General features: G+C 41.5%; 13 protein-coding genes and 1 pseudogene. 4 read left to right on the top strand and 10 right to left on the bottom strand.

The window, feature by feature from the left end; translation table 11 throughout:
* Positions 1 to 154: 154 nt before the first annotated feature.
* The 8 genes and pseudogenes from ACM0OX_RS19725 to nifH form a co-directional block, all read right to left on the bottom strand.
* Positions 155 to 976 (bottom strand): NADPH-dependent oxidoreductase, encoded by an 822-nt coding sequence (locus tag ACM0OX_RS19725; RefSeq protein WP_334837853.1) that lies wholly within the window; start codon positions 974 to 976, stop codon positions 155 to 157.
* 108 nt (positions 977 to 1,084) lie between these two features.
* Complete coding sequence (locus ACM0OX_RS19720) at positions 1,085 to 1,795, bottom strand: 2OG-Fe(II) oxygenase (protein WP_414516732.1); 711 nt, start codon at positions 1,793 to 1,795, stop codon at positions 1,085 to 1,087.
* 80 nt (positions 1,796 to 1,875) lie between these two features.
* Complete coding sequence (locus ACM0OX_RS19715) at positions 1,876 to 2,040, bottom strand: hypothetical protein (protein ID WP_414516731.1); 165 nt, start codon at positions 2,038 to 2,040, stop codon at positions 1,876 to 1,878.
* Between the two features lie 173 nt (positions 2,041 to 2,213).
* Positions 2,214 to 2,354: pseudogene (locus ACM0OX_RS19710) on the bottom strand (CopG family transcriptional regulator); the annotation flags it as partial.
* A gap of 111 nt (positions 2,355 to 2,465) precedes the next feature.
* Positions 2,466 to 3,602, bottom strand: a complete 1,137-nt coding sequence (nifV, locus tag ACM0OX_RS19705; RefSeq protein ID WP_414516730.1) for a homocitrate synthase — start codon at positions 3,600 to 3,602, stop codon at positions 2,466 to 2,468.
* Positions 3,603 to 3,796: 194 nt separating this feature from the next.
* On the bottom strand, positions 3,797 to 5,047 hold the full coding sequence (locus tag ACM0OX_RS19700; RefSeq protein ID WP_094352055.1) for a substrate-binding domain-containing protein: 1,251 nt from the start codon (positions 5,045 to 5,047) through the stop codon (positions 3,797 to 3,799).
* Positions 5,048 to 5,410: 363 nt separating this feature from the next.
* Positions 5,411 to 5,797 carry a hypothetical protein gene (locus ACM0OX_RS19695; protein WP_094344901.1) on the bottom strand — a complete coding sequence of 129 codons (387 nt, stop codon included), beginning with the start codon at positions 5,795 to 5,797 and terminating at the stop codon, positions 5,411 to 5,413.
* A 165-nt stretch (positions 5,798 to 5,962) separates the two neighbouring features.
* Positions 5,963 to 6,862, bottom strand: a complete 900-nt coding sequence (gene nifH / locus ACM0OX_RS19690; protein ID WP_414516729.1) for a nitrogenase iron protein — start codon at positions 6,860 to 6,862, stop codon at positions 5,963 to 5,965.
* A 92-nt stretch (positions 6,863 to 6,954) separates the two neighbouring features.
* Between nifH and ACM0OX_RS19685 the strand changes: the two genes are divergently transcribed.
* Both ACM0OX_RS19685 and ACM0OX_RS19680 read left to right on the top strand, forming a co-directional pair.
* Positions 6,955 to 7,182, top strand: coding sequence for an IS1-like element transposase (locus tag ACM0OX_RS19685; protein ID WP_334727309.1), 228 nt, complete (start codon positions 6,955 to 6,957; stop codon positions 7,180 to 7,182).
* 414 nt (positions 7,183 to 7,596) lie between these two features.
* On the top strand, positions 7,597 to 8,679 hold the full coding sequence (locus ACM0OX_RS19680; RefSeq protein ID WP_414516728.1) for a CAAD domain-containing protein: 1,083 nt from the start codon (positions 7,597 to 7,599) through the stop codon (positions 8,677 to 8,679).
* A gap of 517 nt (positions 8,680 to 9,196) precedes the next feature.
* Here ACM0OX_RS19680 and ACM0OX_RS19675 read toward each other — a convergent pair.
* Positions 9,197 to 9,343 (bottom strand): hypothetical protein, encoded by a 147-nt coding sequence (locus tag ACM0OX_RS19675; protein ID WP_414516727.1) that lies wholly within the window; start codon positions 9,341 to 9,343, stop codon positions 9,197 to 9,199.
* An 11-nt stretch (positions 9,344 to 9,354) separates the two neighbouring features.
* Here ACM0OX_RS19675 and ACM0OX_RS19670 point away from each other — a divergent pair, with 11 nt between their 5' ends.
* Complete coding sequence (locus ACM0OX_RS19670) at positions 9,355 to 9,966, top strand: PEP-CTERM sorting domain-containing protein (protein ID WP_414516726.1); 612 nt, start codon at positions 9,355 to 9,357, stop codon at positions 9,964 to 9,966.
* Between the two features lie 191 nt (positions 9,967 to 10,157).
* Here ACM0OX_RS19670 and ACM0OX_RS19665 read toward each other — a convergent pair whose 3' ends face one another.
* A complete protein-coding gene (locus tag ACM0OX_RS19665) occupies positions 10,158 to 10,445 on the bottom strand; it encodes a hypothetical protein (RefSeq protein WP_414516725.1) in 288 nt (95 codons plus the stop codon).
* A gap of 267 nt (positions 10,446 to 10,712) precedes the next feature.
* Between ACM0OX_RS19665 and modD the strand changes: the two genes are divergently transcribed.
* Positions 10,713 to 11,564, top strand: a complete 852-nt coding sequence (gene modD, locus ACM0OX_RS19660) for a ModD protein (RefSeq protein WP_414516724.1) — start codon at positions 10,713 to 10,715, stop codon at positions 11,562 to 11,564.
* The last annotated feature ends 607 nt before the right edge of the window (positions 11,565 to 12,171 follow it).

Raw genomic sequence — 12,171 nt, 5'->3', positions numbered from 1 at the left:
GAGACTGAGTGTAGGGTTTTGAGTCTTTAAGCGTCAAAAGCTTTGGTGCAGATATCAGAAGTTCTCCTTTAGTCGCCGCTCTTGCTAGCTTACTTAAGATTAAGGGTACGGTGAATGCTTAGAGTTCTCTGTGTCTTTTGGCTGTTGATTCCTTTTATAACAACTTGAAGCCGAAGTTATTCAGAGTCTCACGCAAATCTTTACACCCTTTTAAATAGTCTAAAGTGGCTATTCGCTCGGCTGAATGTTGCGACCAATCACCAGCAACATTCATCTTTTGTTCAGTGTAGAACTCTTTCATGATATCGTTATAGTGAGCGATCGCCTCATCTTGCTCTGCCAATTTATAGGTTTCCCGGTGGAATACAGCTGGCTGAGGTAGGCGCGGCTTAACAACAGGTTGTGCTTCAGGATTGGGATAACCCACACACAACCCAAACACAGGGAACACAAAAGGCGGCAAATTCAACAATGTGGCTACCTCTTGAGTACTTTTGCGGATTGCGCCGATGTATACCGTTCCTAAACCAACAGATTCAGCAGCGACAATCGCATTTTGCGCTGCGACTGAAGCATCGACTATTGCTTTAACCAACAGTTCTACGTAATCCAGAGCTACGGGAGTTAGTCCGCGAGTGTCAGCAACATGAGCCAGACGACCTAAATCTGCTAACCAAACGAAGAATACGGGAGCTTGGTTAATCCATACTTGGTTATTAGCCAGCCTGCATAATTCTGCTTTGCGTTCTTGATCTTCAACTGCTACCACACTCCAGGTTTGCATATTAGCTGAACTAGGAGCAGATTGAGCAGCAGCAACTAGCCATTCTAGGGTTCCTGGTGGTAAAGGATCAGATAGATAAGACCGGACTGAACGGTGGGCTATTAGCGTTTCTAGAGAGGCGTTCCAGTCAATTTCGTAATTGAAGGGAACTTCACCGTAGCGCGATCGCAGTAGTTCTGTAGGATTGGTCATAGTCAGCTTTTGAACCTGAACACTTTTTTACGATTAAGGAAAACAAGGAGGAAGCAGAAAATCAGGAGGCTGATTAACTGACAAAAATAGAGAGAAAAGACTTGATTACTACGCAGCTAGCTGGGTTTCTCCGAAATCTGAAATTAGATCGTTCCGAAAAAAAGCAACTCGTAAGGCTAGCCGATACTCAGATGCAGGACAAGTAAGCGGAGTTACCGTATGCCAAGAATTGTCAGAACGTGCGATCGCAACTGACGAATCACTAAGGGGTAGAATATCTTGGAAGGCAGATTCCGGCTGGGAATCTTTGAGAATTCGCAAACAGCCTCCCCAATCTACAGACCATTGTTGATTGAAAAATAGCAGATGAGTTAAAACTTTGTTCCGCTCGTCTGTATGAGGGTGATGCAACTGTCCTGAGCTATACCGACGAAATCCAATATCCATTACACAGTCTTTTAGTTCCAACCCAGACATTTCAGCTATGGCTGCGCGGTAAGAATCTGTCCACAATCCTTCTATCAACTGTCGCCAGACTTTACTCAGGTGTCTCAAGTCATAAGTAAGTCTGCCTTGTGCCATCCGCTCTCGCCAGCGATTATCGCTAGATTTGAGCATCAAGGAAATATCCTCGCTAGTTGCAAGCATTTTTCCCCAAGAATATCCATATCCCTCTCCCTCCGACAGGCGAAACTCTTCGTGGGGAAAACTCGCAGTTAGTTCTAAGCTTGCTTCTGGTGAAAGCAGGTTTTTGATCAAAGCCCAATTGTATGGGACTTTTTGCATTGCTGTGGTACGAATGGAATCAAAATTAAGCATGGTAGAAAAAACGCTTTACTAAAATTAACCAATCATGATTACCCTGGACATCAAGTGGTATTGGAGGATCAAAAATCGATTTACCTCTGCATCAAGAAGCTTGGCTCAAGCCACAGAAGATTATTGTAGAGACGGCGATTTATCGCGTCTCTTGCTTTAACCAAACCGTATTGAGAGTTATTCCAATCAATTTCGTAATTGAAAGGAATTTCACGCGATCGCAATAATTTTGTAAGATTTGTCATAGTCAATTTTTGAACTTGAACGCTTTTTTACAATTTCAGAGGGATTACCAACCCCATTGCAAATTTGTTTAGGTGCAAGACAACTCGCTTTACCAATAGCGGTTTTTCACCACTGCTCAAAATAAGTCCAGATCGATCTCCCCAGAATCAAATTGCTTTCCCTGCTGTTTGAGTGATTGTCCTTGGAGACTACGCAATAGGGAGCGCAAAACATCAGTCTTAGTGCGTTGGAACTGCTTGCAGTACTCCTCTAGAAGTTGCCGTTCTTCTGGAGACAATTGAAAAGTGATCCATCCTTGCTCTTTTCTCGGCATAGCTGTTACCAACATAATTGGTAATATTCTAGCAGTTGGTACAATAACTGCAATCGCTAACCAGGGACGGAATTGTGATGCTTTCTTAACCTTCCCGACTCCTCATTGAGTTCACCTTTGGGGAACAAAACTCAGGAGTTCTTCAACAGTGAGACTGCGCTTAACTTTTACAGACTCATGCTTTACAGCATCCAGCACTGATTGAATTTCTGGCTGACTGAGTATGATTCCATGTTCTTGCAGCACACTGATGATCAGATGCCGACCGGAATGTTTGCCTACAACAAGGCGACGTTCCCAACCAACATCTTCCGGCGCAAAAGGTTCGTAAGTACCAGGATTTTGCAACACACCGTGAGCATGAATCCCTGACTCGTGTGCAAAAGTATTTTCACCCACGATCGCTTTCCAGGGAGGAACCGGCCAATTAGCAGCTTTAGCAACTAACCGTGACAGTTCCAGCAACCGTTTTGTATTAATACCTGTTGGGATGTTGTAGAGGTGTTTCAGTGCCATCACAATTTCTTCCAGCGCCGCATTACCTGCGCGTTCACCAATCCCATTTACTGTAGTGTTAACTGATCGCGCTCCTGCTTCAATACCAGCTAGCGAGTTCGCCATTGCCAGTCCAAAATCATTATGCGTGTGCATTTCTATGGGAATGAATAGATGATGCACAAGGGAGCGAACTTTGCTGTAAGTGTTCAGAGGGTCGAGAATTCCTACAGTGTCACAAAAGCGAAACCGGAAAGCTCCCAACTCTTGAGCATAATACGCCACATCCAATAGAAAAGATGGATCGGCTCTGGAAGAATCTTCTCCGCCAACAGATACAGCTAAACCGCGATCGCAAGCGAAATTAATCGCATCCCGCAGCAGATCCAGCATTACCTGCTGCTTGCCCCCAAACTTAGCGGCAATCTGAATTTCTGAGACGGGAACGGAAATATGCACCCGTTCCAAACCACAATCTATAGATGCCTGGATATCGGACAATTTAGCACGGTTCCAACCAAGTAACTGGGCATTTAATCCCAGATTAGCGATCGCTCGGATCGACTCTGCTTCTTCTTGTCCCATTGCCGGAACGCCAATTTCCAGTTCTGGAACACCAATGGCATCAAGAAAAGTAGCGATCGCAATTTTTTCTTCAACATTAAAGGCTACACCTGCCGCTTGTTCGCCATCTCGCAAGGTTGTATCGTTAATGTGAACGGGATGTTTATTCATCGTGAAGTCATGATTCATGATCAGCTAACTTGTTGAGTGATTTTGATTTGCTTCAGTAATTCGCAATTGAAAGACAGAGCAGCTAACTTGAGTTGTGGAAAGTAAAAGACATATTTTTTAGCCGTGGGTTAATAATTACAAATTACGTTAGCGACGCGAAAAGCGAGTCTGCGTGCGTAATTACGAATTACGAATTACGAATTACGAATTATTTAAATATTTGCTACAACTTCCCCAATCTTGCTAGTGTCATAGCCGCCGAGAATCTCTAATTGCGATCGCACTAGCTGATGTCCCAAGATACTGAGGAACTGTTTTACTGGTTCTTCTTCCAAGTATTCTTTAATAATCACCAAGTCGTATCGCGCACTATGAAGGGGGATAAATCCCAACCCAAAAGCAGCAGCTATAGATGCCGTACTGATCCCTGCATCAGCAATTCCTGAGACTACAGATAAGGCAACATCTTGATGGCTGTGGACGATATGGGTAAATCCTTTCACAGTCTGGGATGGCACTCCTTCTTCTTGGAGTTTCCGTTCTAAAAGCATCTGACCGCCAGAACCCGCTTCATGGGTAACAATAGTTGCTCCAAATTCTACTAAGTCGGAAACTGTTTTAATTCCCCTTGGGTTTCCTGGTGGGACTAACAAACCTTCTTCCCAAACTCCAAGGGTAATCAAAACGGCACTCTTGCCTGTTAAGGCTTCCCGCACAAAGGGAATGTTATGTTCCCCAGTTTTGGGATCGTATAAGTGCATTCCTGCAATATGAACTTCACCTTTGCACAGACTATGCAATGCAGCCTTGCTGTGGGCGAAACGATAATGAATTCGCAGTTGCGGATGCCAACGTTCAGTTGCTCTTGCCAAGAGGGAAAGCACAGGTGTACAACCAGCAATCACAACTGTATTGTGTAGTTTGTCTATATCATCCAGAATCCGAACCAGGACTTTATTTGTAACGTTTTGGTTTTGTGCTTCACCCTCCGATTGACGCTCATTACTAGCTACTTCTGACGCTAAGGGCAATTTGCTGATGCTGGGTAACTCTTCCACCCTTGGGGATTCCTTAGCATCAGGGTAGATCGCTGCAAGCGTCTCACCATCAGCTGGAATCATTTCGATCCGAAAAGCATCATTCCCAACGAGGGGATAAGCTATCCATTGATCCCCAACCCGCGCTAGACTAACTCGCGATCGCTGTTGCTTAGGGACTGATCCCGCAAGAATTGCCTCAACTTCTGGTAAATCTTCTTCAAACCAGAATAAGTCCTCGACTTGGCAGCCAAGAGCTTTGGCTAAACGCAGCGACATAGCAACAGAAGGAGCATATTGCCCTAGTTCCACACCACCAATACTCTGACGAGTTACGCCAGCTATATTAGCTAATTCTTGCTGACTCATACCCAAGCGAGTTCTAATTGACTTCAGGTTATTGCAAAGATTCACATCCAGTTTCATGAGGCTGTATATCTCCGTTAGAAAAAGCCACAGCAGACAAACTTAAATCTGTTGGGTCAATCGCAAGGTTTTCTCGTATTTGCCGCTTTTGTTGTCAGACATATTGATGTTTTGACAATTTTGCTTATTTTCTGCAAGCATAGCATACATATCGCTAAAATACTTGCATTTTTGGATACTATTTTAGTGATTTAGCAATCGCAGTCGGCAAGCTACATCACCAACAGAAAACTTAGTACAGCTTTGCATTAATTCGTAGCGAATGGACTCAAACAGACTTTGCGTTACTCTGCGCTATACTCTGCGCCCCTTTGCGTTTAAATTTCAACCCTCAATTCGCCACGGTTTCACGCAAAGCTGTACTTAGTCCGAGTGCGGTAAATCCTGATCTAAATGCCAATTGCCTTTTTTAGTTGGTACTGCCACCCACTGGAGTTCCAACCATAAGATCGGGTTCTTTTCCTTCAACCTTGAGGCGGGATCGCGAATAATGCGTGTGGCATTTATGCAAACAGCCTGACATATCCCCAAATCTTGAGCAACGCCTCTGAAAACATCTTTGTTGTCATTAATTGAGGCAAACAGCATATTAGGATAATAAACAACAAAATGTTGTATAAGTTTTGGAGGGCAGCCCCAGTAAGAGTTTACGAGTTCGACGTGGCAGTACTGGAGCAACTCACCTACTTTGGCACAGCGTTCCTTGACTACGGTGATAAATTTTTGGACTAAAACCTCTTCGGTCAACATAATGAGTTCTCCTCCTTCAATGAGGTAGACGAATTTTGGCGTGGTTCAGAACGCCGATTTCTCAAATGGTGGTAAGAAGTTTACGCAGTTTTTCTGCTTTTTCGAGTCAGAGATCGCCAATTGCTCCAGACACTTTGTATGAGGGATAACCCCTACTGCATCGTCCTATTCAAGAGGTATCTCCGAAAATGAATCTGCAACCTTTGTAGAGTTTGGGCTAATACCTAATGTCTGGAGGTGTCTAAACAACCCAAACTGTACCAGCAGTTCCTCTAGCTGATCGTTAGACATAGATTTCGGAGTGACAAAATCTGTATTCTGGTCAATTGCCATTGCTAGGTTGCGATAGTGTTGCGCCTGTTCAGACTCAGGAGCATACTCAATCACCGTCTTGCGGTGGAACTCTGCTTGCTGCACCATATTGTCTCTGGGTATGGAGTAGATCATTTGAGTCCCCAGTTTCTCTGCCAGAGCCTCGATCAAATCATCTTCCTCATCGACTTTGCGAGAGTTGCAAATCAATCCTCCCAGACGTATACCGCCTATGGGTGCATACTTTTGAATACTTCGGCAGATGTTGTTGACGGTATACATTGCCATAATTTCCCCAGAAGTGATAATGTAAACCTCTTGAGCTTTGCCTTCACGAATGGGCATGACAAATCCACCGCATACCACGTCACCCAGACCGTCATAAAATGTATAATCAAGTCTAACTGCATCATCATAAGCACCAAGTTGTTCCAGCAACCCAATTGATGTCAGAATGCCTCTACCTGCACATCCTACACCAGGTTCCGGCCCACCCGATTCCACACACAGCGTCTTCCCCCATCCCACCTGGCGGAAGTCTTCTAGATTCAAATCATCATCTTCTTCTTTACGCAACGTGTCGAGTACAATCTTCTGGTGGAATCCCCCCAAGAGGAGCCGGGTGGAGTCTGCTTTTGAGTCACACCCTACAACCATCACCTTACGATCCAGATCAGTGAGTCCAGCCACTACATTTTGAGTTGTTGTGGACTTGCCAACTCCCCCTCTTCCATAAATAGCGATTTTCCGCATAAAAACCTCAATAATGGCGCAGACTTATTAATTCGGCTCCCAGATTATGGTGTAATCAAGCAGAGTATTGAATCAAATTGGAGTTGTAAATCTTGAAAGTATTTACTACCCAGTTTGTGACTGAATTGATGCTGTTAGATAGTGGACATCAACCGTCTATCCAGCACTATAAATATTGCAGTTATTTGCTAGAAGTTAAACAGCTTCTTACAGATATGGCAGTAAATATTAGCGGGATGCGAGATACAACAAGGATGCTAAAAATTAGTTCCAATTCTGTCACCAAAAATCCAAAAAACTTCCACAGATACGGCAGGTGAATGAGAAATTTCTGTTTACTCACAGCAAGACAAGTATTATTTTCGCTGCAAAGAAGATACATAAAAAAATCAGTCCAGCCTACGCTATGGCAACAGCTTCGCCAAACGAAAAACCGATTTTTAGGCGGTTTTGCTCCACTTCGATTAACGTTATGCCATCACCAATAACTGATGAGGCTGGTCTGATACTCACTTCAAAGGAATCTAAGGAGTTTTTATTCTGGTTTTAGATTCCCTATAAATAAAGAATATCATACATCTGGCCAATTTACTTGCGCTGATCAATTAATTTACAAAGAGTATTCGTGGTTACAATTAGTCATCATATCGAGAGCCTCAAAGCCGATAATTGCGTTATTCTGTTGTTGAGAGTTGAGAAAATATCGTCGATTTCTCTTTGGTGAGATATCTATATTGAGGACAGAAATTAAATCATTTGCCTCTTCATTATATGAGTCGAAGTTAGCTTGGTATAAAGAGCGCTTGACTGGGAAAAAGGTCTGTATTTGGACTGGTGGCCCGCGTTTGTGGCACTGGACGAAAGCGCTGGAAGACGATTTGGGGATGAAAGTGGTGGCGATGTCGTCCAAGTTTGGACACCAAGAGGATTTTGAAAAGGTAATTGCCAGAGGTGAAGAAGGGACTATCTATATTGATGATGGCAATGAACTTGAGTTCTTCGAGGTGCTGGAGATGGTCAAGCCTGATTTGGTGTTGACTGGCCCGAGGGTGGGTGCATTGGTGAAGAAGTTGCATTTGCCTTATGTGAATGGTCATGGCTACCACAATGGCCCTTATATGGGTTTTGAAGGTGCGGTGAATATGGCAAGGGATATGTACAATGCCATTTACTCCCCTTTGATGAAACTCGCTCAATCTGATATCCGTGGTGAGCAAATGAAAACTATTATCGCTGAAGAAAAGAGTAAACTTGGGGAAAGTGAAGTAGAACAATCCAAATCTTTTGATATTACATCAACCGAACCTATCGCAGGATTTGAAAGTTCAGAGATTAATACTCAGCCATTTCTACTACCTGCTGATAAACCATTACATCGGGAGAGCGAAATAAAACAATCTAAATCTTTTGATATTACATCAACCGAACCTATCGCAGGATTTGAAAGTTCAGAGATTAATACTCAACCATTGCTAATAGCTGATAATCAACCCTTACCTCAATGGCAGCAGATTGGTGGTAAATTCTCTGCATTTTTGGAGAAATTGCCTAAATACTTAGGTAGTTTTTCCACTGAATACCAGATGCCAGTTATTTGTTTTACTACAATTATTACAGCGACTGTTGCAGTTAAAATAATTCTAGCTGTATTAGATGTAATAAATGACATTCCCCAGTTAAATCTAGTTTTTGAGTTGACTGGAATTGGTTACTTAATCTGGTTTTTTTTCCGATATCTATTCAAAGCTTCTACTCGGCAAGAATTAGCTGCACAAATTAGTTTTATCCAAAAAGAAATTGTCGAGGGACAAGATTAATAAGCTGTTATGCCTCCACATTTGCTTTCTTTCATAGTGAAAGAAGGCACAAAGCAAACAAACACATTCCCCGCACTATGCAAGAACTTGCTTGGATTTTGAGAGCAAATAGCTATGTTGCGTAGGTGTAGCCCGTCGTAGAGATTGCGATCGCTTCTCTACGAACGCCAATAGCGTGTCGGAGACAGAGGCTGCACCCTAAGCATAGCTATCTCACAAGCTTTACAGCTTCTGCATAGCTGGTTTTTGAGCAGGGGTACGCTCGCCGTGGGCATCGTAAAAGCACCACAGTCGTAGTTGCTCATGAAGTCTTGTTATGTGTGTAAGTCGTGCAAAATAAAAAAACTTTTTACTTAAAGTTTTGATACAAGTCAGCGTTTAATTACGTAGTTGAATTGATTTTTTCCAACCAAGTTGGTATGATAGCTTCAATCAAAAACACAAATTCGTATAAAAAAATATGCGATAAATACTGTTGAATAATTCATAAAGTTTAAATGCTCATATTAATGACTATTTAAGCATTAGTAGTGAGGAAGTCGAGACATTTGCCAGCAATCCTATCTATGCGATCGCCATCTGTCGAGTGTCGCTCACAATCGAGAATCTGCTTGATACGTTTCTCGCTCTCAAGATTTTTGAAACAAGCTATTAGTAAATCCAAGGAGATAATTTATGTTAAAAACAAAGTTTTTTCAAAAACCATTAATGGTTATTCTGGGGGTAGCATTAGCTACTGTTTCTACCGCTCAACCCTCCAAAGCTGCTACCTTTAATTATCAGGGAAATACAACAAATGAACCAATTTGGCGGCGTGTAGCACCAGGGAATCCTCCCACTCTTATCAGTGGTGAAAAAGATGGGAATTTGGGAATGAGTGTACCTTACAGTGTATTCGATTTTACGGTGGATCAATCAGGTTTATATAATATAAGTGGTGAATCTGAACCTACCCCACCTGCAAATAGAAAATGGGATATTTTCTTAGCTTTATATCAGGACAGTTTCAATCCTACTGAACAATTAACCAATGTTCTTATAGCAAATACTACTACTAATGGTAGTACTGTTACTTTCAACCAAGAACTCCTTACAGGACAGAAATACTTTTTAGTTACTACTGGTCGTCGAGTGAATGATTTTGGCCAGTTTAGCAACACAATCAGTGGTTCGGGTCAAATTACACCAATTCCTGAATCAGATTCAATACCTGCTATGTTAGTCACGGATGGTATAGCTTTACTACTGTATAAGCGAAAATTAGGTTTAAAAATATCGCATTTCTAAATCGTTTGTAAGCATATCCCTAACTTCTGAATAAATTGCAGATATGCTTACAAAGTAGGTATGATTGCTATAGTTGCACTCATATAATCAGAATAATCTGTAAGAAAGCTAACTGCCTTTTGTATTGTTAGTTAACTACTTGTTTCCAGAGAATAGAGGCGATCGCCTTTTGTGTAGAAATTGGATTTTTACTATCGACTAAGCACCTGCATCAAGATTGTGAAAAAAGCAATCCTGAGAGCCAATCGGTACTGTAGTGCAGTCGATGCTACTGGAGTTACCATGTGCCAGGAATTATCTGAGCGCATCTCACTCCAAAGATATCCATATCCTGACCCTATTGATAAGCGAAACTGCTCTTGGGGAAAGCTGGCAGCAAGTTCCAACCTAGCTGCTTTGGGCAACAAATTCTCTATCACAGCATAACTGTATGGAACTGATTGCATTGTTGTACGATCAATGGCATCTAAATTTAGCATTCTCAATCTTCTTTGGATTATGTTTGTAATTTACACTATCTGTATGATTGCTAAATTCAAGCTTGATATTATAAATCAGTAATTGACAATTTCAGCATTTAACTAATTCTAGCGACTGAGGTAGATATTCTTTATTAATAAAGTTATTTTTTTACCAACTATTTGGGAGAATAGTAGTAATTATTACAATTCCTACAACTGAATGAGATTAGGTTTAGTGGGAATCTTGATTGAGCTATTTATTTGTCAGCCGATCATAAAACTAAAATGAGTGTTTTCTTCTCAGATGAGGCGATCGCTAGGTTAATTCAGGAAGATGTTCCCTACCTAGATTTGACAACCTACGGGCTTGGCATTGGCAAGCAACCTGGTGAAATCGAGTTTTCTACCCGTCATCCGATGACCATTTGCGCTACTGAAGAAGCAGCCAGAGTATTAAAATATTGTGGTGCCGAAGTTCATTATCAAGTCGAAAGTGGTACAGTCTGCCAGGAAAAGCAATTAATTCTTCAAGCTAGTGGCACTGCTCAAGCTTTGCACAGTGGCTGGAGAGTTGCTTTAAATTTGATGGAATACGCCTCCGGCATTGCTTCGCGTACAAGAGTATTAGTAGATACTGCTAAAACTGTAAATCAGTCTGTTTCTATTGTGACTACTCGTAAATGTTTTCCAGGTACTAGAGCGCTTTCCATCAAAGCAGTTCTAGCTGGCGGAGGTTTTTTTCATCGCTTAGGATTATCTGAAACAGTTCTGATCTTTAACCAACACCTGATATTTCTGGGAGGTATAGGTGGGTTAATTGAGCGCATGAATGAACTGCGACGACAGTTTCCAGAACAACATATTTGCGTTGAAGTAGATACACCAGAAGATGCTTGGATAGCTGCTCAAGCAGGTGTAGATTTAATTCAGTTTGATAAAATTTCCCTACCAGACCTTGAGCCTCTAGTTTTGAAATTGAAGCAGCAGTATCCAAACTTAAAACTAGCAGCTGCTGGTGGTATTACCTCTGAAAATATAAAGGATTATGCTAGTACTGGTGTAAATATTTTAGTGACAAGTTCACCGTACTTTGGTAAACCATGCGATATTGCAGTCAAAATGACGATGGCACAGTAGTGCATTTTGATATTTAGTTTGATACTTAAGATTGCAGTTGTTAAAACGCAGGAGTTGAGCCAGAAAGAACAGCGCTTAGGCAAGACTTAGAATGGAAGTAAATAGGCGTTTTGCGAAGCTCTTAAACAGTTGATGAAATAGAGCGATAGATGGCTATATCGCTCTATTCACTGCATCAGGAATTGTAGCATTTATTTGGTCTATTGGTTGTATACACGGAATAGTCTAGTCGTTCTATGCTTTTGCTTCAACTATAGTGTCGTGACAACTACAACCCTTCCCCATAACTCGGACAGTTTTCCAATTTACAGGTGAGTCTCACTTATCAAGAGTTTATTAACTTGATAGTTACCTATTTATAAGGTAAATAACGACAGCTTAGTTTCTATACAATATTAAGCTGAACTATTTTGAAAAGAAATAAAAATTAATTTTGTTCGTGTTTGATTACTATATTAGTTGGTATTTTACTCAATAAGTTGGTATTATCTTCATTAGATTACACAGATACACTTATCCAATTGGAAAAACGCAAATCTAACAAGAGGTTTGCGACTAATTTTGGCATCAGGATTCATTAGTTTTTAATATCAGTTATTAAAAACTA

This window comes from Nostoc sp. PCC 9305 (assembly GCF_963920915.1).
Taxonomy (GTDB): domain Bacteria; phylum Cyanobacteriota; class Cyanobacteriia; order Cyanobacteriales; family Nostocaceae; genus Nostoc.
This window is presented reverse-complemented; position numbering and strand designations above follow the sequence as displayed.